We start from the raw sequence: 24,113 nt of genomic DNA, 5'->3' as shown, positions 1-24,113 counted from the left end.
AGCAATGTTACAGTCCTCCGCTCATGCGATCCCGCACCTCGGCTCCGGCCTCGGATTTCGGCGCCGGATGAAATCATCCATCCTGGCTCATAGGGACTCCATCGATTTCATCGAGATCACGACGGAGCATTTCATGACGCCGCGCCAGCTCGACGAGCTCGAGGCGCTCTGTGCCCTCCTGCCCTGCGTGCCCCACGGGCTCCAGCTCTCGGTCGGTTCGACGGCGCCACCTACGACGGAATATCTGCGGTGTATCAAGAAAGTTCTCGAAGTGACCGGCGCTCCCTACTACAGCGACCATCTGGCGATCACTTCCGCACCAGGCATCGATCTCGGACATCTCTCGCCGATTGTGCTCACCAGAAGCAGCCTCGAGAGCATCGTACGCAACATCTCGACCGTGCAGGACCATACGGGCAAGCTGCTGATTGTCGAAAATATAAGCTACTTCTTCGATATCCCTCAAGGCGAGCTCTCCCATACGGATCTGTTGAACGAAATCGTGGAACGCACGGGTTGCGGGCTCCTCCTCGATGCGACCAACCTGTACACCAACGCGACCAACCATGGCTATGACCCCATTCACTTCCTCGAGCAGATACCGCTCGACAGGGTCATACAGGTGCACATGGCCGGCGGCGTTCGGGCGGGCGGGCTGCTCTTCGACTCGCACTCCCATGCGGTCGAAGAGGGGAGCTGGGACGTGCTTCGGGCGCTCGCGCTGCGGACCGACGTCAAGGGCGTGATCATCGAGCGGGACGACAACTACCCGCCGATAGAGGAGCTGCTGGTGGAGATAACCAAGGCGCGGGATATCCTGGAGACGGCGCGCAAGCAGAGAGAGGCGGCCCAGCGATTCGAGTCTCCGAGGCCAAACCTGCCGGGCGGCGCCATGGAGGGAGTCGCATGAACGAAATACTGCGTAGCGTCTTCCCTCCACTTTACTGGAGCTTCCTGCCCTCGTTCTTCGACGAGCCTGCGCCCCGGGAAGACAAGGCCACGTGCGACCGCTGTGCCATGGCCCCGGCCGCTGAGGGCGGCCGTGCCTTGCCAGGCGCCGTCCGTTTTCGTCCCGATGTCAAGTGCTGCAGTTTCCACCCCAGGCTCCCCAATTATCTCGTTGGCGCGATCCTGGCGGACAACAGCCCTGACATGGCCGAGGGGCGCAGCCGCATCCGCGCCAAGATCGCCGCGCGCTCCGGCGTTACGCCACAATGGCTCGCGCCTCCCGCCAAGACGCAGCTCCTGCTGAAGGCCACCCGCCGCACGAGCTTTGGCCGATCGCTCGTGCTGCGCTGCCCCTATTACGAGGTCGAGAGCGGCCTTTGCACCGTATGGCGGCACCGTGAGTCGACTTGCTCCACGTTCTTCTGCCGGTATTCGGCAGGCGCAGATGGCGCAAATTTCTGGACGGCCATGCGCAGCTACCTATCTCACGTGGAGAGCAGGCTCGCCGAGCACGCGCTACAGCGCGTCGCGCCTCAGCTCCGCGAGCCCGCAGCTACGCTCGGCGAGCTCACCCTGGAGGACCTCGAAGACCGGCCTCCTGCCCACTATTCCGCGTGCTGGAGCGAGTGGGAAGGACGCGAGGAGGAGCTGTATCTCCGCTGCCACGAGCACGTCGCCGCCACCAACAGTCAAGAATTCGAGGCCGTTGTAAACAATGGCGATGGCCGGGCTCTGCTCGACGAAGCGGTCCGAGCTTACCGGCAGGCCACGGCGCCGACCTTGCCCGAGCGCCTCGTGATGAATTCTCATATGGTCGGCATCCCCGCGAACGGCGGCATCTATGTGAAGAGCTACAGCCGCTATGAAACCTTCTTCCTGTCCCTGGAGCATCAAGAGGTCCTCCGCGACTTCCGCGGGGACCAGACCGTCGCGGAGAACCGAGTTCGGCTGGCGCAGGAAAAGGGCGTAAGTATCCCCGACGATCTCCTCCTCACGTTCTACCAGGCCCGGATCCTCGTCGAACCATCCATATAACTCGAGCAGGGGGTTTCGCCGGTTCAACGGGCGCCCTGGCCTGCTCGAGCCGACAGGCTGGGCTTTCCTGTCGCGCACTCGCCGTAGCCATGGCTCGTATGCCGTGGGGAGAGGCGAGGACGTTCGTCGTTTTTGCCGCCCTCCAGAGATTCGGGCTCCCCGTGGCATGGCCCCTGCGGATGGCTTCACCCAGGAGGAGAAGGATGCTCCAACGTACCCACGTAGCACACGCCGCGACCCTTTTTGCTCTAGCTTTCTTCCCTGCTTGCGGCGGCAATGGCGAAGGCACAGGCGGCCCGCCATCGTCGAGGCCCCCGAGCCCCTCGGAGAGCGGCGGCGAGCGCGGCGCCGTGTCCGTCAGCGCGGTCGACGTCTGGATCGGAGAAACCGCCACCGTCGAGGCCCCCCGAGACCTCAGCACGACCCCCATCGAGGCCCTCGTTCCCATGGGCGGCGGGCAGTGGCAGACATTCAAAGGCACGGGCAAGGCGGATGGCTCGGTCCTCATTCCCGGCGTCCCCGAGGGCCCCTATGTCCTCCGCGTGGGCGAGTTCGAATATATCTATACCTCGGCCAGGGTCGTCGACCTCGGCGGCGCAATCGCTGGACGCAAGGGTGCGCCGCGCGCGACGGTCGTTCCGACCAACCTCGTCCTGGACATCACGAACCTCGCTCCTTGGCAGGCCAAGGATGACATCCAATTGTTCGTGCCCAACAGCGGTGCAGGGCAGAGGATGTTCGGCTCGGGCTCGGGCGCCGAGAACTGGCCTGCGGTCGGCGACACCAAGCTCGAGAGGTTCACCGTGAACTGGTCGGGCTTCGCCTGGGGCAGCCTCATCGACGCGGGCAAGGGGGATGTCCTCACGGTCTCCCAGCTCTCACAGCAGACGGGCGCTTCCGGCGTGCCTTACGCCATCGTCACGCGATTCGCGAGCTTCGACGATATCACGCAGACCGACGGGAGTACCGTCTCGAGGAGCGGCGCGTTCACCAGCGTCCCGTCGAACGTGAGCGTCTCGCTCGATGTCCATACAACGAAATTCACGAGCCACGTCACAGCGGTGAACCCAAAGGCCGTCGACCAAGGTACCTTCGTCGAGATCCGCACGCGGCCCGGCAACACGTACGCCCCCGTCGGCGCTTCCGCGACGCTTCTCACCCTCGGCATCGCTCCCGGACCCGCCGACGTGAATCTGGGAGCGATCCCGTATGGAAACCCGTATCCCGCGGCCTGGGGGAGCTCCGTGTTCGTCTACCACTATGGCCTGGTGGCCTATACCGCGCCCGGCGTGGCGACGCCGTGGAACGACTTCGGTGTCATCATGTTCAGCCGTGATGTCGCGAGCGTCAGCGGGCGGCCCATCGAGCCGCTGGTGAGCCCGGTCCAGGACCTCGAGGTCAACGGGAAAAACGCGTTCAGCGATCAGACGGGCGTCACCCGGACACCACGCTTGAGCTGGACGGCGCCGGCCGTCGGGACGCCGACGCACTACACGATCGATATCTTGAAGCCCGACGGGGGCTCGTTCGGGACGCTTATCGCGAACCTGCGCACGAAGGACACGAGGATCGATCTCCCTCCGGGCATCCTCGATGACGTGAGCGCCTTCTATGTCCGTGTCGCAGCCCATGTGTCGGATGTCGACATCACGACCCATCCGTTCCGCTCCGCCGCAAAATTCGCGCAGGCAGATGCCTTGTCGAATATCCTCGTACCCTGACGCCGCACAGGGGAGCGCTCGGGCCGGGCGGCCTACGGCGCGTCGATATCGAAGAACGCGGCGAATCTGATCAAACGTACCACCTCGCCCGCCCCCGTCGTGACACCGACGGTGTATGGAACGGCTTGTCCTCGACCGTGCGTCGCACGGCAGTCAGGTTTGTCCCACGCCGTGCTCGTCGGTCCGACGACGATATGGAGTTGGTCCGAGTGGGCCCGGAGGTTCGTCGTGACAGAACCATGCGCCTCCCCCCTTGTCGTTTCCAGACGTTTCCTGATAGCATCAAGGTTCGTCCACGGACTCGATGCGCTACCCCGGTGTAAAGTTACTCACCGCCTCCGTCGTCGCGCTTGCGACGCCTGCGACGCCTGCGATGGCTGACGATACGTCGGTGGACCAGCGGATCGCGTTTCGTCTGGCGTATGTCGTTCCTGCGGACGTTCGATGTCCCACGGAGGCGGCCCTTGCCGAGCTGACGAGCGCGAAGTTCCGCTACGACGTCTTCCCGGAATCGGCGCGTGCGTCCCTCTCCGTCACGGTGCGGCGTGCCGGGGGCCAACTGGAGGCCGTGCTCACCGCGCGAGACGAGCAGGGGACGCTGCAATGGGAGGAGACGGCGACGCCCCGAGGGAAGTGTATTGATCTCGTCGAGGACGTCGCGCTCATGGTGGCGGCGCGTTTCGTCACCGTGAAGGGGGAGACGCCGGAGGCGTGGACACTCCTTGCCCCACCGGCGCCTCCGGAGGCACCCAAGCCCCCGCCGCCGAGCATGGCGGTGCCCCTACCGCAGCTCCGTCGGCGGGCTTATGAGGAGCCCCTGTTCCCACCCTCAACGCCCTCAACGCCCTCAACGCCCTCGGCTCCCGACGGTCCGCCGTTCCGGACCGAGCTGTCTGCGGCCGCCGTGTTCGGACCGTTCGACACTCCGAATGTTGCGCTCGGCGGAGCCTTCCAGGTCGCGATACGCTGGGAATGGGTAACGCTGGGCGCCGAGCTGCGGGGTGTGATCGATCTTTTGGGGGAGGTGGAGGGTGTCCCGGTCCGCACGTCGCTTGCAACCGGTGCAGTTGTTCCGTGCCTCGTGCTTGGGGCGCGGGGACGCATCTGCACCCCCATTTCGGCAGGGTGGTATCAATTCAATTTGGGCGACGCGTTTGGAAAATCCGATGGCATAGCCCAACCATTCTTCGGCGCGGGCCTACGAGGCTCGTACGATCATCCAGTCGCTACGAACGTGTGGGTGCGCGGATATCTGGAGCTCCTGTTCGCGGGAACGAGAAGCGAAGCGGCTGTATTTATGGGCGAATCTGACGCGCAACGATTTTGGAGCACGCCGGGATTTTTGCCTTCTTTCGGAATAGGTGTGACGTGGCAGCCGTCAATGATGAGGCAACCGGAATGATGAGGCATAGAACGTTCATTGTTGTATTGTCTACCCTGTTGACCGCATGTTACACGGGGACCTTCGAAGTTTATCCCTACGTCGACGCCGGACCGGACGCCGAGGACGCCGGAGCGAACGATGGCGGCGAGGAAGACGGCGACGACGGCGGCGTCGAGGCCAAATCATGCGAGGCACGAGGGGGGCAGTGCGTCCCTTTGCGGCCCCTCGGATGGAGCGACCCCATTCTCGTCGCACTGTCGCCGGGGCACCCCCTCGAATGCCCACCGGAGGCGCCCGTACACCATTTTACCAAGTACGCTGAGCTGATCGCGGGGCCGCTCAACTGCGCCTGTGGCTGCAAGCCATCCACCGGGACATGCAAGCTCCCCGCGACGATGACCGCGTCAAACGCCGCCTGCTCCACGCCGGGAGCCGTCGTGACGTCGTTTGATCCTCCGACCGCGTGGGATGGAGCCTGCTCGAACGCGAGCGCAGTCGCTGCCGGTAAACAATGCGACGGGAAGGCGTGCGTCGAATCCCTCACGATTGGCCCGATGGAAGCCGTGGACGAAGGCTGCGAGGTGGAGGAGGATCCCATCCTCACGGGAACCTCCGACGTGCCGAGATGGGGGCTCACGGTCCTTGGCTGCGAGGGCTTCCCGGAAGGTGGGGAGGTGGGGTGCGGCTCCGCGGCGAAGTGTGCCCCCGCGCCCGCGCCCCCGCCCGCGTTCCGCGTCTGCGTGTATCAGGAGGGGGACGTCCCCTGCGAGGCGAAAGTTATACCGAGCGCTTCGTCATTTATACCGGCTACGACGACAAGCGGACCTGCACGGATTGCACGTGCTCGCCCGAGGTCGCCGGCAGTCTGTGTACAGCGACCGCCTCGATCTACTCGGACAGCATGTGTCTGACGCCAGTGATTTCGGGATACCCGATCTCGTCGCTGGACGAGGTGTGTTTGCCCTTGACGCCACCCGGACCGGCGCTCGGGAGCAAGGCCGTGTCGGACGTCAAGTACCACCCGGGCACGTGTCAGCCGATCGGCGGCGCGTCCACCGGCGAGGTAGAGCGCCTCCGCCCATCGACGATTTGCTGTCGCCCTTAGGATTTTGGTGTCCCTCTCGGGGGCTCGACCCAATCCCCGAAGATGTGACCCAGGAACGAACCTCGAACACGTCGACTCGTGACCAGCTCGTGCAGCTCTCGCGCCGCGTCCCGATCTGGTTGGCCCGTCTCGCGCCCCCGTGGGGGCCCGTCGCCGACGAGCACATCCCAGACCTCGCGCAGGAGGTGCTTGTCGCGGCCGTCGCTGGGTTGTCGCGGTACGATCCGGCCAAGGGATCGCTGGGCGTCTGGCTGTACGTGATCACGAGGCGGATGGCGCGCGATCATCGCCAGCGCGAGGACTATCGGAGCGATTTCACCGACGATGCAGACGTGACCATCCTGCCGGTGGGCACGAGAAACCCCGAGGAAGCCATGGCGACAGCGCAGTACGAGCGGCTCGTTCACGAGACCATCGGGGAAATGGACGAGGATCTCCGCGAGGTGCTCACGGCCGTGGAGCTCGCGGAGCTGAGCTACGAGGAGACGGCGCAGCTCATCGGGGGCTCGAAACGAACGGTCAAGGATCGGCTGGAACGGGCGCGGCAGGATTTTTCCCGGCGGATCAAGCGGAAGATGCGCGACCGCGGGCTCGTCGTCCTGCCCTTCGCGGTGGACGGGCTGTTCGCGTTCCTTCGCGCTCGCACGGAGCAGGTGCCGGAGGATCAGCTCGCGCAGCTCCGCGCCATCGTCGAGCAGAGCCCCGCGTCGGGGGCTCGGCCAGCGGTTCCGGATGCCGCGCCGAATGCCGATGCGCCCACGTCTGGCGGGTCGGATGTCGGCTCGTTTGTCGGCGGAAACTTCACGGGCGGTCTTGTGGGTGGGGCGATCGTCTATCTCCTCATGCAGACCGCGTCGGCCCCCGTGCCGGTGGCTGCACGGGCGCAGTTCGACGAGCGCGTCCCGCACGTCCCGACCGTGGACGCGATGCCTATGCAGCAGCCAATCATGCCGCCAGCGGCGACACCGCGGAAACTCCTTGCGGGGCATCCACCGGCGGATCCCCTGTTGGAGGCGCGCGCCTTGCTGGATCGGGCCCGAGGCGCCTTGGAGCGGGGCGATATCGCGGATGCCCGAGAGGCGCTTGCTCGTTACGATCGCCGCTTCCCTGCGAACCCGTTCCCCAAGGTGAGGGCAGCGCTCCTCGGGAAAATCGTGAAGGCCGCGCGCTGAGTGAACTTTTGGGTGTCCTTTCGCCGCGGCCGAACCAATCCCCCTAAGTAGGCCCGCCACAACGACGGGCCGAAGGAAACGTCCCGCAAAGAGGGCGAACGAGGCTGCACGCCCTGGGCGCGTGGTCTCCATCGTCCCCTTTGACGTTCGTTCAGGAGGTAGAGCCATGCCCAGGAAGCCCAGCAAGAGAATGGTCCCCGCCGAGCACGAGCCGTCCGAACCTGAGAAGCTGGCCACGGAGCTCGCGCTTGCCAGCGACGGCAAGCTTTATTTCCAGTTCGAGGACGAGCCGCCTCCGGGGCGTCCGGTATTCGTTGGTTATGCATTGCATGCGGAAGAAGCCGTGAAGTTCAGCGCGGCGGACTTGCTCGCGTGGGCCATGCTCCACACGCTCGCGCTCGGGAGTGATGGCCGCATTTACGTGGAGGAGGGGGCTATCGATGCGGAAGGCCGGGACGTGTTCCGCGGCTTTGCTGCGACGGCGGAGGAAGCGATGCGCGCGGCCGATGTCATGCACCGCGCCGCGTTCAACCTCACGGTGGAGGTGTTTGCGCGGAAGCGCGCGGCGTAGAATCGGTGCGGATCACACCGGATGTGTTCCACGCCTGGCGGGGAACGATCGCGCATGCGATATGCCACGGCGAGACGGCGAGGTCGAGGAGGGGCGGTCGGGGCCGACCATTCGCACCTGATACGATCACGACGGTTGCTCCCGCGGCATGAACAGGGCAGAGATGAGGGCGAGAGGTCCCATGCTCGAGGCGGATCCTTGAACCGACCAACCCCGGCGCAGCTGGAGACAGCCAGGCGATTGCTGGTGTACGAGGGTGCGGCCCGCGTCGCGGACGAGCGTACTGCGACGGCCGCCGGCCGCGTCTACGAGAAGCTCCATGCTCACATGGTCCCTCTTGTGAGCGTCGCCGGCGTCCAGTTGTTGTTCGCGCGTAGCGCGAAGCTGACGCAAGGTGAGTTCGCTTGCCTCGCTGAGTCCTCCCGCCTCGAAGGCTCGACGGAGCTCTGCGCGTGTTTACAGGCACAAGATCCCGCCGTCGCCATGGCGGCGGCCACGGCCCTGTTTGGAACCTTCATCGCGTTGCTCACGACCTTCATCGGAGAGCGACTCACGACCCAGGTGCTACGCAGCGCTTGGCCGAGGATCGAAGAGATGCCGCCCACGGAGAACGAACCATGATCGACCGCGTTCCGATTCGACGATTGTCCTCCGGGGTGCCGGGCCTCGATGAAGTATTGGGCGGTGGGATTCCGGAGTTCTCGTTGAATCTGATCGCTGGCGGCCCAGGGTGCGGCAAGACGACCTTGGGACATCAGATCATGTTCGCGAACGCGAGCCCCGAGCGGAGGGCCGTGTACTTCACCATCATCGGCGAACCTCCCATCAAGATGCTTCGCTATCAGCAGCAGTACACGTTCTTCGACGCGACCAAAGTGGGCGACGGCTCGGTTCGTTTCATCCACCTCGGCAAGCAGGCGCTCGACGGAGGGATGACGAAGGTGCTGGAGGCCATCGCGCAGGAGGTCGAAGCGTCAAATCCGGGAATCGTCGTCGTGGACTCTTTTCGATCCATGGTGCGAGGCACGCTCGCCTCTGGGCCGACCGGCGAGCTGGAGCTGACGGACTTCATGCAGCGCCTCGCGCTGGCGCTCACGGGCTACGAGGCCACCTCCTTCCTCATCGGGGAGTATGCAGAAGGCGAGCACGACAGCGCCGTGTTCACGGTGGCCGACGGGCTCATCTGGCTTTACCAGGCTGTCGAGCGCAACTCCGTCGTGCGCAAGGTGCAGGTGATGAAGTCGCGCGGCCAGGGGCAGATCCCCGGACTCCATACGGCCCGCATCACGGACGAGGGCTACAGCGTCTTCCCGCGGCTCCTCAAGCCGATGGAAGTCCTCATCGAGCGCCCTCTCGAACATCGCCTCTCGACCGGCGTAGAGGGCCTCGATGAGATGATGGGAGGCGGCATCCCGCGCGGGTACTCCACGCTGATCGCCGGCCCTTCCGGCTCGGGCAAGACGGTGCTCTCCAATCAATTCATCCTCGAGGGAGCCGCGCGTGGCGAACATGGCATCGTGGCCATCTTCGAAAAGCGGCCCAACGATTATCTGCATACGACGCCGCACGGGGAGGATTTCGAGAAGCTGGTCCGCCAGAAAAAGTTGGAAGTCATTTACCTGCGCCCGCTGGATCTCTCGATCGACGAGACATTGCTGGAGATTCAAGGTGCCGTGAAGCGCCTCGGCGCGAAGCGGGCGGTGATCGATTCGTTGTCCGGTTTGGAGCTGGCGCTCGCCCCCACGTTCCGAGAGGACTTCCGCGAATCGCTGTACCGAATGATGGGAGCGCTGACGGGGCTCGGCGTCACGGTCATGGCGACGGTCGAGCACGCAGACTCCTACGGCGATCTTCGATTCAGCCCACAGGGCATCGCGTTCCTGACGGACGCCATCATCATGCAGCGCTACGTCGAGATTGACGGGCAGCTCAAGCGAGCGCTGGCGGTCGTGAAGGTGCGCTCCAGCCAGCACAGCAAAGACCTGAGAGAGTACGAAATTTCGTCGGATGGCGAGGTCGTCGTCGGCCGAGCGCTCAAAGGATACGAGGGCCTTCTCACGGGGCGTCCGAGCGGTGGGGAGAGGGGCAAAGGCGGAAGAAAGAGGCGCAGGACGCGCTGAGAACCGCCCGCTCACGATGGATTTCGTGAAGGGCGGTGCACCTGACGCGCGAACCGAGTAATGTAGATGTCGGCGCACGAGGGGCGCGAGTCATGGCGAAGCAAAGCATCGTCGTCGAGCTGGACGACGAGACGATCCGTTCCTTGGCCGTGCTCGGCCAGCCGAACGAAGTGCTCGTGCGGCTGGCTGATTCCGTGAGCGAAGCCGTGCACCGCCCCGACCACCAGCGACGCGCCCGTACGGACGAGAGCCTGCGGATTGAACGGGACAAGGCCGACGACCGCGACGCGGAGGCGCTGGAGCCCTTGGACCAGCGAGCCGCCGCGGATGCGATGCTCGCGCACGAGCGCGCGGAGCGGAGGCGTGACCTGGCCGGCATTCTGGCGCACGAACGCCAAGCCACCGACGAGGATCTCACCGGCGAACGGGCTCACGTCGATACGCTGCTCGTCGACCAGCGCGAAGCGAACGCGCAGATGGTCCGCGCGGCGATTCGTGCGCACGAGCTGGCGGACGAGGCGGACGCGGCCATGGAGCGCGCAGAGGAGAGCGCGCGCGAGCTCCGTAGGATCGCGGAGTTCCGGGAGCTGTTCATGGGGATCCTCGGGCACGACCTGCGTAACCCGCTCGCGTCGATCGTCACGTCCGCCGCCGCGCTGCTTCGGCGCGGCCACCTCGACGAGCACGACGCCAAGACGGCCGCGCGTATCATCCGCAGCAGCCAACGCATGAGCCGAATGATCAGCCAGATGCTCGATTTCACGCGCGCTCGTCTTGGCGGCGGGTTCCCGCTCGAACCGCAGCCGACCGATATGGGTGATGTCTGCCGAAACGTCGTCGAGGAATTCGATGCGACCGTCGACCTGGAGGTGGAAGGCGACGTGACAGGCGCATGGGACCAGGATCGCTTGGCGGAAGTCCTCTCGAACCTCGCGGGCAACGCGATCGAGCACGCCGCGCGGGGAACGGTCGCACGCATCAAGGCACACGCCGAAGGAGCGGAGGTCGTCGTCGAGGTCAGCAATCAGGGCAATGACATTCCCGCGGACGTGCACCCGTTCATTTTTGAGCCCTTTCGCCGAGCGAAGCCGCAGGAGAAGTCAGCGACCGGGAATCTCGGCCTCGGCCTCTACATCGCCCACGAGATCGTGCTCTCGCACGGCGGTACGCTCGAGGCGCACTCTGCCGGCGGCACGACAACCTTTGTGATGCGCCTGCCACGCCGTTCCCCTTCCTGCTGACCCGCAAGGACATCCAACGGCTCCCCCGTTTCAGGCCCTCCGCGACGCGGAGCCACCACGCGTCAACGGGGCGGATCCGTCGTCAGCTCGCCGCGGACCGAGCGGGTGACGCCGAGTCAGAGGTGATGGAACCGACCTCCGAGGTCGGGTCCGAGCGCATCGCGGAGCTCGAAGGGAACCTCGGAGGTCGGATCGAGGTGTCGCGCGACGCTCGAAGGTCGCCTCCGAGGTCGAAACGCAGCTCGGCGCAGCGCTCGAAGCCAACCTCCCAGGTCGATTCGGACGGCAACGGGCGCTCGAAGGTGACCTCAGAGGTTGGCTTCGAGGTCCGCGGCGAGCCCTGAACCAACGTCCGAGGTCACCTTCGAGCTCGGCGTGGCGCTCGAAGCCAACCTCCGAGGTTCCTCCCGTATCCATCCCACCCTGTCATCCTTCCCTTGCCAACCGTTCCGTGTAGGCCGTACAGTCCCACACCATGACAGCTTCCGTCCGTGACCTACAAATCGGGGAGATGATCAGTGTCTCTGCGCACTGGCTTGATCCCCAACACAAACCGACCCTCCTCGCCATCCCGGAGATCGCGCCGCTCGTCGGGCGCATCGAGACCGTGCACGTGAACCTCGTCGCGGCGCGGGACGGCGACTCCTCGGCGTCCGTGCTCCGCGCCCTCGGCGAGGAGGCCGAGGACCTCGACGATCGGCACGACCACCTCTCGCGCGCGCTCTTTTATTCAATGCTCGCGGCCCAGCATTACGAGCTCGGGAAGCCCGTGCCCAATGAAGCGGCCGCGGAGGCCATCGAGAGCGGACGGGATGCGCTCTTCCCCCAGCGTCTCAACATCGTTTCTGCCTCGTACCAGGCGGAAGCTGGCAATGCCGCGCAGATCGCGAAGCTCGCCGAGGGCGAGCTCGCCCCCCTGCTCGAGGTCATTCACGTCGATAAGGGGACGTCGGCCAAGGACCTCGCCTTGCAGCTCGGCGAGACGGGACAAAAGCTCGGGGCCGTCGAGAACCAGAAGCCGCAGGCCGCCGCCGAGGCGCAGAAAATCGCAATCACGCCGGCCGAGGTCCGAAAGCGCATGCGCGCTTGGGCCGCGGTCGCCGAGACGATTCTCGCGAACCTGGAGCAATCGACCGCGCCCGCTGCGGTGGTGGACGCTATGCGCGCACCGCTGCTCGCGGCGGCGGAGAAGGCGACCGCGCGGAGGCGCGCGAAGCGGGCCGCGAAGGCAAAGCAAGGGGCCGGGACGCCGGAGGGGTGATGCGCTGGGGGGGGGCGGGGTTGACGCTCTTGTCGACCCCGTGTGAACCTACCCGCATGAAACGGCTCCCCCGCGCTGCGGCGATCGGGATGCTCGCCTTCGTTCTCCCAAGCGGCTCGATCATGGATCCGGATGATCGCCAGGCGCTGCGTGATCGTCTCGCCGCGATGGCGCCGGACGACATCCTCCATTTGCGGCGGACGTCCCATGAACGTGAAGGGGGTCAACTACTTCAGCGTGAAGCCGGAGGGCGATCAACTGGGCAAGCTCCAGTGCCGTTTCAAGGCCGGCAACCAGTGGACAGAATGGCATGACGAGGAGGACAGCTGGCTCGTCTGGCACCTCTTGGAGTGTCTTCGGGGGAGGCGCTGCTCGCGGAACTCCTGGAGCTCGATCGCCGGGCGAAGCAAGATCCCATTTCCGAGGAGGACGCGGAGTGGGCCCGTGCCCATCGGAAGGGTGAGCGTGGCCTCCTACGAAGAATACGCGCCGCGTGCAGCGAGATCGCCGCTGAGTTCGCCTACCGCGCGTATTGCGAGACCGAAGGCATACCGGTCGACGAGAAGGCGCTCGCGACCCGCCTCCCGGACGCCTTCTACTGGGTCGGTGATCGGATGATCGACAAGCCCGAGGAGCCCGAGCAAGAGCCGCTCGCGGCGGCCCTCGCCGTGTATGCGGCCTGCACGCGAAAGGAGCCGCCCCGCCCCTCGGAAGCCTGGCTCGCCGCGATCCGCAGGCCCGCGAAGTTCTGCCAAAGCCCTACAAACCATGATCCCCCGCGCCACGATTGGTTTCTGCGCGCCCTTCCTCGCCGCGTCCCTCCACGCGGGCTCGGCCCACGCGGAGCCCAATGCCTGGCAATTCGACGTGAAAGCCTCCTACGTGGTCCTCGGCGACCACGCCAAGCGCTCGACCGGCGGCCTCATGCCTTCCTTCTCCGCCCGCCGCTCCTTTGCCCTGCGCGAAAACGTTTCCCTCGCCCTCGGCGCGAATCTCGGAGCGTTTGGCCTCTTCCGTGACGCAGCCTGGATGGGCATCCTCGATCCATCTCGGGATGGCCTACACGCTGGCGAAGCACCTGGCCCTTGTCGCGGCGTGCGGCGTGCGCTTCCTCCGAACGCTCGCGTGGACCGGCGTCAGCGTGGAACCCGCGGTCGCCGGCAGGTTTTTCCTCTGACCGACTTGTCAAGAACCAACCGAGATCCCCCCGCTACGCCCCGTCCGTTCGAGCGCTCTCCGCGGGTGGCGCGGGGGCGGCAGGCGGGGAAACCGCTTCGGTCCGACATTTCCACAGATGATGGATCACGCAGATCGCACAAAGCGCCCACGCGATCTGCGTGGCTCGATGGTCCAGCAGCCGGTCGAGGAGGACCTGCCGCGCGAAGTCCCATACCCGCGGCCCGCGGGGCGTCTCGCCGGGGATCAGGCATAACACCCCTGCGATGAACGTGCACCAGGCCAGGGTCTTCCGTTCCGTAGCGTCTAGCATGCGATAGCCCCGCGCTGGATACCCACGGGCGCGCCGAGCCTAACGCAAACGGCCATGCCCGGGAAGGGGAGGGGAAGGGAAGAGGTGCGGCGGCTCGAAATTCGCGCTAATGGGGGAGCGCCCCATGAGCTCCGCTACCGGCCAGCCGCCCATCGACGCAAGCACGGCCTCCGAGGCCCTCGAAGAAGCGCCGGAAGAGCCTTCTGTAGAAGACACGCCCGCAGGCGCGGCCGAGAAGCCGACGGGGCTCGGGTGGCTCTCGTGGCACCTCCAGGGCTACTGGACGATCTTCCGCGACGTCTACCTCACCATCGACCGGCGGACCCTCGGCTTCGCCCGGCTCATGCTCGGCTTCCTCCTCGTCACGGACCTCATCCGGCGCACGCCGGACTGGCTCCACATGTACTCCGACAAGGGGGTCCTGCCGACGCACCTGAACCTCTTCCGCCCGCAGGCCTGGGGCGCGTTCACCCTCTTCAATGCCTTCTCCACCGCCCCGGAGTTATGGGCCCTCTGGGCGGTCCTCCTCGTCACGTTCCTCTGCGTCTTCGTCGGCTACAAGACGCGTATCGCCCACGCGCTCGCCGCGATCTTCGTGGCCAGCATGAATGGCCGCATCCTCCTCATCGAGAATGGCGGATACGTCGTTTTCAACCTCCTCGTGATGTGGACCGCGTTCCTCCCGATGGGGGACCGTTTCTCCGTCGACGCCCTGCTCGACTCGATGCGCCGCCGCAAAGAGGCGAACGCGGACGAGCTCAACGACCGCACGAACGTCATCGATCCGCGGCGACTCGCGCCCCACGTCTCGCTCGTGGCCGGCGTGATCCTCCTCCAGATCATCGCCATTTATTACTTCAACGTCATTCACAAGACCGGGGCGGCCTGGAAAAACGGTACCGCGGTCCATTACGTGCTCTGGGTCGACCGCATGGTCACCCCGATCGTGGCGGCCGTGCGGGGCCTCGTCCCGCCGGCGCTCATCATCGTGGGCACGAAGTTCGTCTTGATGGCCGAGGCCACGATCCCGATCTGCCTCGCCTCGCCGCTCGGCCGCGCCTGGGCCCGAAGGCTCGCCGTCGCGCTCATGTGCATCCTCCACATCGGCTTCGGCGCGACGTTCGTCCTCGGTCCCTTCGCCTGGGCCATGTGCGTCTTCTCCACGCTGCTCTTCACCTCCGACGACTGGGACCTCGCGACGCGCACGATGCGCCGCGCCCACCGCGCGCGTGTCGTCCTCTTCGACGCCTCGTCCGGCGCCTCGCTCTGGCTCTGCCGCGTGCTGAAGCGCCTCGACCTCTACGAGCTGCTCACGTTCCGCGCCGAGGAGGGCCTGACGCGGGGCATCACCGTCGAGCATCCCAAGGACCACGCGCGCCTCGAACGGAGCGCCGCGCTCGCCGACATCGTCGCCGCGTTGCCGCTCGGCCCCACGATCGCCTGGCTGCTCCGCGTGCCTGGTTTCTCGCACCTCGTCGACGCGATCTGGAAGGCCGTCACGGCGCGCGACGTGTCGCGGATCTTCGGTCTGCGTGTCCCGCGCGCGCCGGGCGCGGTGATCGTCACGGAGCCCTCGCCGCTTCGCCGGAAGGTGGGGCGCTTCGTCGTGACGCTGCGCGAGCTCGCGGTCGTCGCGATGCTCGCGGGCGCGGTGAACCAGGCGATGGTCGAGCTCTGGGTCATCAACCGCCGCGTGAAGGTGCCGCACCCGGAGCCGCTGCGCGTGCTCGCGCAGAAGATGAGGTACCTCCAGGGCTGGTTCATGTTCTCGCCGAACCCCGTGATGGACGACGGCACGATCGTGGTCGACGCGAAGACCGTCGACGGCCGCTCGATCGACCCGTTCACCGGCAAGCCGCCGGAGTTCGACCTCACGAAGGCGCAGAGCCTCCGGTACAACCAGATCTGGAGCGACTACTTCAACCGCATGCACCTGCCGGCGAACACGGCGTACCGGGACGCGATGCGGGACTTCATCTACCGCTACCCGGAGCGCACGGGGCGCCCGGAGGACACGATCGTCTCGGGGGACGTGTACTGGGTGCAGGACATGAACCCGCCCTTCGGCAAGACCGCGTCGTACAAGCTGGAGAAGAACAAGCTGTTCTCCTTCGAGAACCCCGCCGCTCGCAGCCAGCCGAGGCCTGGGGGCTGACCGAACGGCCGAAACGAAAACTTTCGTCTTGACTCGCGAAGCTCTATCAGTAGAGTCCCGCGAGTCGCTGACGGGCCTGTAGCTCAGTTGGGAGAGCGCTAGAATCGCACTCTAGAGGTCGCAGGTTCGATCCCTGTCAGGTCCACAAAGAAGACCCGCAGCGAAAAGAAACGCCGTGTTCCAGTCTGGAACACGGCGTTTTTCGTTTTCCATTCCCCTCTCCCTCCCGGAGACGGCCGGGGCTGAGGCCGGCGCCTTCGAAAACGCGGGAAAGGAAGCGCGCGGCGAGCGCCGTCCGAGGCTTGCGGCTGCCTGCTCGCCTCCACAGGTTCGCCAGCGGACGGCACGGCGGGGGCGGTCTGGGCGGACCCCTGCGCTTTCGTCGTGCCCATGCACCGCCGCGGGTCGTCACCCGCGAGCGATCGAACAAGGGGGGTATCAGAATGAAGAAGCTGCTCGTTGCGCTCGTCGCGGCCAGTTCGGCAGTCCTCGGCATCTCTTCGCAGGCCGATGCACAGCCCTACGACCTCGTCGACGCACCCGAGGGCGTCCAGATCCGCGGGCTCGTGTACAACGGGACAGGTTGCCCGCAGAGCTCGGTCGCCGGCACCCTTTCCGAGGACCGCAAGGCCCTGGAACTCATCTTCGGGGCGTTCACCGCCGAGGCGAGCCAGGTCGGGTTGCCGAGCGAGGCGCGCAAGTTCTGTCAGATCACGGTCGATCTGGCTTTCCCGCAAGGCTACAGCTTCTCGCTCGTCTCGGGCGACTACCGCGGCTACGCCGACCTTCAGGCGGCCGTCGTCGGGACGCAGACGTCGAGTTACTACTTCACCGGCGGCTTCGGGTACACGTTCCGCACGAAGATCGTCGGGCCCTTCTCGGAGAACTACTTCCGCCGCGACAACCTCGCGCTCGAGGCCGCGGTGTGGTCGCCGTGCGGCGCGACCCGTCCGCTCAACATCAACACGCAGGCGGCCGTCTCGACGCTCGCGAACCGCGCGGGCAGCGGTCTCATGACCCTCGACACGCTCAGCCTCGTCGTGCGGCAGACGTACGGTCTCGCGTGGCGCAAGTGCTGACGCGCTTCTCGTGAACGAACCACGGGCCTCCGGACGAGCGTTCGTCCGGGGGCCCGTATCGTTTTCAGGTCAAACCTTCGAGGTGGCTGCGGTCGTTGATGCAGACGATCCGCACGGTGTCGTCGTGGCGCTCGACGCGCTGGACCGAGCAGTTGTCCACGCGGAAGACGACCGGCGGCGGCGCTTCGACCGGCACGCCGAGCAGGTGGTAGAGGAGCTGGTTGATCGCGACGCCGTGGCTCACGAGCACGATCCGACCCTCGGCGCCGCGGGCGAAGAGGGCCTCGACGAAGCCTGCGATCCGGGCCCGGCAGTCGGCGTTCGACTCGCCGCCGGGCGGGCGGAAGAGCGGGTCACGCGCGAGCAGCGCCCGCCACACGTCGGGGTGGCGTGCTTCGATGTCGGCGAACGAGGTGCCCGTCAGATCGCCGAAGTTGCGCTCCCGCAGGGCGGGATCCGCGACGAGCTCTACGCCTGTCTTCTCGACGAGGGGCGCTGCTGTCTCCAGGGCGCGCGGCAGGTCACTCGCGAAGATCGCCGAGACTGGCTTCTCTGCGATCTTCCGCGCGACGGCGTCAGCCTCGCGACGGCCGCGTTCGGTGAGCGGTGAGGGACCGTGCCCCGTGAAGACACGATCACGGTTTCCCTCCGACTGGCCGTGGCGAACGATGATGAGTTCGATGTGCATGGTATGAGAACGTTGCCCTGTGGCGCGCGGCGAGCATAACGCCTCTGCGCGGGGTGAGGACCACGGGCCGCACAGGATCGATGCCTACAGGCATCGATATGAATCTTTCTTCATCGAGGAAGAGTGCGCGGTTCTTGGGGATGACGCGCGCATCCACTGCTGGTACGAAACTTGAACATAACCAAGGTGACCATCCGATTGCTTGGAGAGGATGAATGAGAAGAAGAACGGCCCTCAGCGGTATCGTCGCCGCTCTCGTCTGCGGGGCGGCGGGTACGGCGAGCGCAGAACCGACGCTGCGCGTGCAGGTCACCCAGCGGGGTGACTTCGCTTTGATCGGCAACACGCTCGCGCAGGACTGCGCTGCGAGCGTCCCTGCGCCCGTCGTGGGCGTCATCGGTGCGGCGGGGTGCGGTCTCAACACGAGCGACAACGCGCCTGACGTGTACTGGCGCTCCGACTCGCCCGCCGCGGGGCAGGCGACGGCAGACATCACGGTGCTGCCAGCGTCCGCGCGGACGACCGCGATCTTGAGCCTGCCGGCCGGAGCCACCGTCACGCACGCGTACCTCTACTGGGGCGCGCGCAGCCCCGTCGTCGGCGGGCCCGATCTCGACGTGTCCCTCGATGCCCCCGGCGCGCCCATGTCGACGTCGATCACGGCGGACGAGCACGTGGTGGGGAACTCGAGCTTCACCACCTCCTACCAGGCCCGTGCCGACATCACCGCGCTCGTGCAGCAGCACGGCTCGGGTCCGTACCGCCTCGGCGGCATCGACGCGTTCGTGCTCGCCGGTAGCCCCAGCACCACGCCGTTCGCCGGCTGGTGGATGGTCGTGCTCTACGAGCTCCAGAGCGAGCCGCCGCGCAACATCGCGCTCTTCGACGGCTTCGAGGAGGTCGGCGACGGCGCGAGCGCCGCGACCACGATCTCGGGCTTCAAGGTGCCGCTCGCGGGCTACAACGCGAAGCTCGGCGTCGTCGCGTACGAGGGTGACAACGGCTCGATGGGCGACAGCCTGAGCTGGAACGGCACGACGCTCTCGAACGCGCTGAACCCCGCGAACGACTTCTTCAACAGCACGCGCTCGCTCCTCGGAATGCCCGTCTCCGTGGTCGGTGACCTGCCGCAACTCACGGGCGGCCTGGGCAGCATGAGCGGCATCGATCTCGACATCCTCGACATCACCGGCAACGTGATGCCCGGATCGACATCGGCCGCGATCGAGGCCGCGTCGCTGGGCGACACCTACGTCCTCGGCGGCTTCATCACCTCGATCTCCACGCTGAAGCCCGACTTCACCACGTCCGCGAAGAGCGTCGCCGATCTCAACGGCGGCGTGGTCGACCCCGGCGACGAGCTCGAGTACACGCTCGTCGTCACCAACACGGGCGACGACACCTCGAAGGACACGATCCTCACGGACAAACTGCCCGCCGAGGTCACCTACGTCCCCGGCTCGCTCGAGATCGCCTCCGGCCCGAACATGGGCGCGAAGACGGACGCAGCGGCGGACGATCAAGGCGACTTCGACGCGGGTTCGGGCACGGTCACCGTCCGCCTCGGCACGGGCGCGAACGCCACCGTCGGCGGCAGCCTCAACGTCGGCCAGACGACCTCGGTCCGCTTCCGCGTGACGGTGAACCCCGGCGTCGGCGGCAGCATCCTGAACCAGGGCGTCATCAACGCGAGCGGCACGCAAGGCGCGCCCGCCGAGGACACGCCCACCGACGGCAACGGCGGCGACCCCGGCGCGCCTCCCACCGTGATCATCATCGACTCCGACGGCGACGGCCTCTCGAACGACGACGAGAACGCCGCCGGCACGAATCCGAACGACGCCGACTCGGACGACGACGGCGTGCCCGACGGCGACGAGCCGTTCTGGAACATCGATTCGGACGGCGACGGCCTCATCAACGCGCTCGATCCCGACAGCGACAACGACGGCCTGCTCGACGGCACCGAGCTCGGGCTCGACTGTTCGAATCCCGCGACCGACGTCTCGAAGGGCGCATGCCGCCCCGACGCAGACATGGGCGCGACGAAGACCGATCCGCTCGACGCCGACACCGACAACGGCGGCGTGGACGACGGCTCCGAGGACGGAAACCTCAACGGCCAGATCGACCCCGGCGAGGGCGATCCGAACGATCCGAGCGACGACAACACGATCGTCGACACCGACGGCGACGGCCTCTCCGACATCGTCGAAGCGACGCTCGGCTCGGATCCGAACGACGCCGACAGCGATGACGACGGCGTCATCGACGGCGACGAGCCGAACCCCGGGATCGACACCGACGGCGACGGCGTGCCCAACGTGCTCGACGCCGACAGCGACAACGACGGCCTGTTCGACGGCACCGAGCTCGGGCTCGACTGTTCGAACTCCGCGACCGACACGAGCGCCGGCACCTGCAGGCCGGACGCGGACATGGGCGCGACGAAGACGAGCCCGATCGACGCCGACACGGACGACGGCGGCGTCTCCGACGGCTCGGAGGATACGAACCTCAACGGCCAGGTCGATCCGGGCGAGACGGATCCGAACATCTTCGCCGACGACAGCACGAACACCGACACCGACGGCGACGGGCTCTCGGACAAACTCGAAGAGACGCTCGGGACCGATCCGAACGACGCGGACTCGGACGACGACGGCGTGCCCGATGGGCAAGAGCCGAACCCGGCCGAGGACTCGGACGGCGACGGGCTCATCAACGCGCTCGATCCCGACAGCGACAACGACGGTCTGCTCGACGGCACCGAGCTCGGCTACGACTGCAACGGGCCCGGGACGAACAAGGCCGTCTGCGTTCCCGACGCGGACATGGGCGCGACGAAGACGAGCCCGATCGACCCCGACACCGACGGCGGTGGCGTGAAGGACGGCTCGGAGGACTCGAACCTCAACGGCCAGATCGATCCGGGCGAGAAGGATCCGAACGATCCGAGCGACGACAGCACCGTCGTCGACACGGACGGCGATGGCCTCTCCGACGACCTCGAAGAGCACCTCGGCTCGGATCCGAACGACGCGGACTCGGACGACGACGGCGTGCCCGATGGGCAGGAGCCGAACCCGTCGTTCGACACCGACGGCGACGGCGTGCCCAACGTGCTCGACGCCGACAGCGACAACGACGGTCTGTTCGACGGCACCGAGCTCGGCCTCGGCTGCGACAACGCCGCGACCGACACGAGCGCCGGCCGCTGCGTGCCCGACGGCGACATGGGCGCGACGAAGACGAACCCGCTCGACGCAGACACGGACAACGGCGGGCTCTCCGACGGCTCCGAGGACTGGAACCTCAACGGCGTCGTGGATCCAGGCGAGGGCGATCCGAACGATCCGAGCGACGACAACACCATCCTCGACACGGACGGCGACGGGCTCAGCGACGAGCTCGAGAACTTCCTCGGCTCGGATCCGATGGACGCGGACACGGACGACGACGGCGTGATCGACGGCAAGGAGCCGAACCCGGCCGAGGACACGGACGGCGACGGCATCAAGAACGTCGTCGACCCGGACAGCGACAACGACGGCTTGCCCGACGGCCTGGAGCTCGGTCTCGATTGCTCGAACCCGGCGACGGATCCGGCGGCGAACATCTGCAAGCCGGACGCGGACATGGGCGCGACGACGACGAGCCCGATCAACGCGGACACCGACAACGGCGGCATCCCCGACGGCGTCGAGGACGCGAACGGCGACGGCGCGGTCGACGGCGGCGAGACCGATCCGAACGACCCGAGCGACGACGTGACATGCTCGACGGACGCTGATTGCGGCGGCGAGACGAGCGGCTTGGTGTGCAACCCGAACAAGGCTTGCGTCGAGGGTTGCCGCGGCGTCGGCGGCAACGGTTGCCCGACGGGGCTCGAGTGCACCTCGACGGACAGCACCATCGGGCAGTGCGTGATGCCCGGCGTGGGCGGCGCGGGTGGCGAGGGCGGCGCGGGCGGCGCGGGCGGCGCGGGCGGCGCGGGCGGCGCGGGCGGCGCGGGCGGCGCCCAGGCGGACGGCATCGCGCTCTCCGGTGGCTGCTCGGGTTGCGCGGTCGCGTCCGACGACGACGCTTCGCGTGGCCTGATCGCGGCGCTCGGCGCTGCGCTCCTCGCCTTCGGCCGCCGCCGTCGGCGCGCCTGACACAAGGCAAAAGGGGCTCGGCCTTCCGCGCCGAGCCCCTCCTTCCCCCCGTTCATCCTTCCAAAGCCGGGCTCACTTGCAGCAGAAGGTCACTGCGCCTTCCGGGCTGAGCTCGCCGATCGGCTGGCCGCCCGTGGCGGTGCAGACGCCGCTCGGCGTGGCCAGGACTTGCTGGATCGACCACGTGTTCGAGTCGAGCGACGCGCCCACGTTCCTGCACGTGTTGCTGTCGACGGCGATGGGATTGTCGCCGCCCTCCGTGCACATGTCGTAGTCGAAGAAGCGATACTGCCCGCCCGTGCACGTCGTCGGGGGCGCACACGAGCACGCGCTGCACGCGCGCGTGTCCGTGGCGCTCTTGTAACTCACGACCTGGCTGAAGCCGTCGGGGCAGGCGTGATCGCCTTCCTGCCGGATGCACAGGCTCTCCGTGTCCATGGCGGGTTTCGGCGCGCAGGCCGCGCCGGCGCCGCATCCGCCGTTCGAGGTCTTCGCGGCGCACGCGAGGATCCGTCCGGCGAAGGGCTCCTTGTTCTGGAAATCGCTCGCGGACGGCGGACAGATCCCGGGCGTGGTCACCATCGCGCTCCCGTTCAGGCGGCAGGAGAGCAGGCCTGCGAAGCCGAGCAGGTCCGTCGGTTTCACGCAGGTGGCGCCGTTCTGGAACGCGCTCGTCCAGCTCTCGCCGCCGCCGAAACAGCTGTTCGAGTTCGGATGACATTGCAGTCCCGGCATCGAGCACGCCGCGCCTTGCAGATCCCCGCAGGTGCACGCCGAGCACGCGGCTGCGCCCGCGGGATCCGTGAAGAGCTCCTCGGGCGCAGGGCCGTTCCCGCAGGACGGGGGCGGCGTGTCCCCTTCCGCGGTCCACGCGTACGACCACCCCGAGGGCGCCTCGTCCACGCAGGTAAACCCTGCCGTGCAATCGTCGTCCTCGCAGTCGACATCGCCGTCGTCGTCGTTGTCCTTGCCGTCGAGGCAGTCCTCGGACCCGGTCATCCCGGCGCCCGCGCCGCCTTGCCCGCCGCCGTTGCCGCCTTGCCCGCCCCCACCGGCTTGCCCACCGGCCCCGGCCGAGCCGCCGGAGCCCGTGTTCGTGTTGTTTCCTGCGCCGGCGCTCCCGCCGGTCTGAAACACGCCAGACGTATCGGTGCCGCATCCGAAGAGCGACGCGCCGAGGAGAGTGAGCGCACCACCTGCCAGGGCAGTGGACGCGATGACAGAGAGACGCAATGTGCGACGAGGCCGAACGCGGGTGAACATGGCAAGCTCCCGGGTTTTTGAAGGATTCGAACAGCCCCGAGAGATATCGTGAAACGTGGGATTCGAGAAGGATCGTCTTGAACGTTACTGCGCCCATTGCGCGCGAAGGCGACTGCCCTTAGCATCGCGCCTCTCCGGACCCCCACCGCGTTTCTTGCGATGACGATGTCCATCTCTGCGGTCCCGCGTGCTTCCCAGGTCCAGCTCGTGCCGCCGCGCGCCGCGCATGCGCCGCTGTGGTTCGGCTGGCGGAGCGAGGCGCACGCCCAGCGTCACATGCCGATCGAGCCCTGGTCGGTGGATGCGCTGCGCCGCCGCCTCGTTGCGTCGACGCCGGACCTCGCGGATCCCGAGAAGCAGGAGCATCGCTGGATCGTGCAGTGGCAGGAGGAGTGCGTGGGGATCGTCTCGATCCTGCGGCCGAGCTTTCGCCTCGGCCATGCCGAGCTCTCCTACCACGTCGCGCAGGCCCACCATCGGCGGGGCATCGCCACGCAGGCGGTGGCGGCGCTCGTCGATCGGGTCTTCGAGCAGACGGACCTCGCGCGGCTCTACGCGTTCATCAGCGAGCCGAACCGCGCCTCGCGCAAGCTCGCGGAGAAGCTCGGCTTCGTGCACGAGGGCACGCTGCGCGAGCATTTCATGATCCACGGCCGCCGCATCGATCAGTGCGTCTACGGCTTGCTCCGCCGCGAGTGGTGCTCGCCACGCAAGCGCTGAAGAA

The 24,113-nt window shown here is 66.9% G+C and carries 17 protein-coding genes and 1 tRNA gene; 16 read left to right on the top strand and 2 right to left on the bottom strand.

Annotated elements, in window-relative coordinates; translation table 11 throughout:
* Positions 1-4 precede the first annotated feature (4 nt).
* The 14 genes from POL67_RS48150 (at position 5) to POL67_RS48085 (ending at position 17,281) form a co-directional block, all read left to right on the top strand.
* The gene (locus tag POL67_RS48150; protein WP_271928754.1) at positions 5-910 is read left to right on the top strand and encodes an MbnB/TglH/ChrH family RiPP precursor modification enzyme; all 906 of its coding nucleotides are present in this window, start codon (positions 5-7) and stop codon (positions 908-910) included.
* Entirely contained in the window at positions 907-1,983 is a 1,077-nt protein-coding gene (locus tag POL67_RS48145) for a hypothetical protein (protein WP_271928752.1), read from the top strand. Before POL67_RS48150 ends, POL67_RS48145 begins: the two co-directional genes overlap by 4 nt.
* Before the next feature lie 350 nt (positions 1,984-2,333).
* Complete coding sequence (locus POL67_RS48140) at positions 2,334-3,704, top strand: hypothetical protein (RefSeq protein ID WP_271928749.1); 1,371 nt, start codon at positions 2,334-2,336, stop codon at positions 3,702-3,704.
* 304 nt (positions 3,705-4,008) lie between these two features.
* Entirely contained in the window at positions 4,009-5,106 is a 1,098-nt protein-coding gene (locus tag POL67_RS48135; protein ID WP_271928747.1) for a hypothetical protein, read from the top strand.
* 1,131 nt (positions 5,107-6,237) lie between these two features.
* Positions 6,238-7,365, top strand: coding sequence for an RNA polymerase sigma factor (locus POL67_RS54000; RefSeq protein WP_271928744.1), 1,128 nt, complete (start codon positions 6,238-6,240; stop codon positions 7,363-7,365).
* 166 nt (positions 7,366-7,531) lie between these two features.
* Complete coding sequence (locus POL67_RS48125) at positions 7,532-7,936, top strand: hypothetical protein (protein WP_271928742.1); 405 nt, start codon at positions 7,532-7,534, stop codon at positions 7,934-7,936.
* Positions 7,937-8,263: 327 nt separating this feature from the next.
* Complete coding sequence (locus POL67_RS48120) at positions 8,264-8,557, top strand: hypothetical protein (RefSeq protein WP_271928741.1); 294 nt, start codon at positions 8,264-8,266, stop codon at positions 8,555-8,557.
* Positions 8,554-10,056: an ATPase domain-containing protein gene (locus tag POL67_RS48115; RefSeq protein WP_271928739.1), complete on the top strand. Its 1,503-nt coding sequence runs from the start codon at positions 8,554-8,556 to the stop codon at positions 10,054-10,056. The genes POL67_RS48120 and POL67_RS48115 overlap by 4 nt, the downstream gene beginning before the upstream one ends.
* A gap of 92 nt (positions 10,057-10,148) precedes the next feature.
* Positions 10,149-11,297 (top strand): sensor histidine kinase, encoded by a 1,149-nt coding sequence (locus POL67_RS48110; RefSeq protein ID WP_271928736.1) that lies wholly within the window; start codon positions 10,149-10,151, stop codon positions 11,295-11,297.
* 511 nt (positions 11,298-11,808) lie between these two features.
* A complete protein-coding gene (locus POL67_RS48105; RefSeq protein ID WP_271928733.1) occupies positions 11,809-12,558 on the top strand; it encodes a hypothetical protein in 750 nt (249 codons plus the stop codon).
* Between the two features lie 1,054 nt (positions 12,559-13,612).
* Positions 13,613-13,735 (top strand): hypothetical protein, encoded by a 123-nt coding sequence (locus POL67_RS48100; protein WP_271928730.1) that lies wholly within the window; start codon positions 13,613-13,615, stop codon positions 13,733-13,735.
* 436 nt (positions 13,736-14,171) lie between these two features.
* Positions 14,172-16,202: an HTTM domain-containing protein gene (locus tag POL67_RS48095; protein WP_271928729.1), complete on the top strand. Its 2,031-nt coding sequence runs from the start codon at positions 14,172-14,174 to the stop codon at positions 16,200-16,202.
* Positions 16,203-16,274: 72 nt separating this feature from the next.
* Positions 16,275-16,347: transfer RNA gene (locus tag POL67_RS48090), tRNA-Ala, on the top strand.
* Positions 16,348-16,645: 298 nt separating this feature from the next.
* Positions 16,646-17,281, top strand: a complete 636-nt coding sequence (locus tag POL67_RS48085; RefSeq protein ID WP_271928727.1) for a DUF4360 domain-containing protein — start codon at positions 16,646-16,648, stop codon at positions 17,279-17,281.
* A 64-nt stretch (positions 17,282-17,345) separates the two neighbouring features.
* On the opposite strand, the gene POL67_RS48080 is transcribed toward POL67_RS48085, so the two are convergent.
* Positions 17,346-17,969: a histidine phosphatase family protein gene (locus tag POL67_RS48080; protein ID WP_271928725.1), complete on the bottom strand. Its 624-nt coding sequence runs from the start codon at positions 17,967-17,969 to the stop codon at positions 17,346-17,348.
* Positions 17,970-18,184: 215 nt separating this feature from the next.
* Here POL67_RS48080 and POL67_RS48075 point away from each other — a divergent pair, with 215 nt between their 5' ends.
* A complete protein-coding gene (locus POL67_RS48075; RefSeq protein WP_271928723.1) occupies positions 18,185-22,126 on the top strand; it encodes an isopeptide-forming domain-containing fimbrial protein in 3,942 nt (1,313 codons plus the stop codon).
* Between the two features lie 72 nt (positions 22,127-22,198).
* On the opposite strand, the gene POL67_RS48070 is transcribed toward POL67_RS48075, so the two are convergent.
* Positions 22,199-23,359: a hypothetical protein gene (locus tag POL67_RS48070; protein ID WP_271928720.1), complete on the bottom strand. Its 1,161-nt coding sequence runs from the start codon at positions 23,357-23,359 to the stop codon at positions 22,199-22,201.
* 195 nt (positions 23,360-23,554) lie between these two features.
* Here POL67_RS48070 and POL67_RS48065 point away from each other — a divergent pair, with 195 nt between their 5' ends.
* Positions 23,555-24,109 carry a GNAT family N-acetyltransferase gene (locus tag POL67_RS48065; RefSeq protein ID WP_271928717.1) on the top strand — a complete coding sequence of 185 codons (555 nt, stop codon included), beginning with the start codon at positions 23,555-23,557 and terminating at the stop codon, positions 24,107-24,109.
* The last annotated feature ends 4 nt before the right edge of the window (positions 24,110-24,113 follow it).

Source organism: Polyangium mundeleinium, assembly GCF_028369105.1.
Classification (GTDB): domain Bacteria; phylum Myxococcota_A; class Polyangia; order Polyangiales; family Polyangiaceae; genus Polyangium; species Polyangium mundeleinium.
Note: the sequence above shows the minus strand (reverse complement) of the source record. Positions and strands in the feature narration are given on the sequence as shown.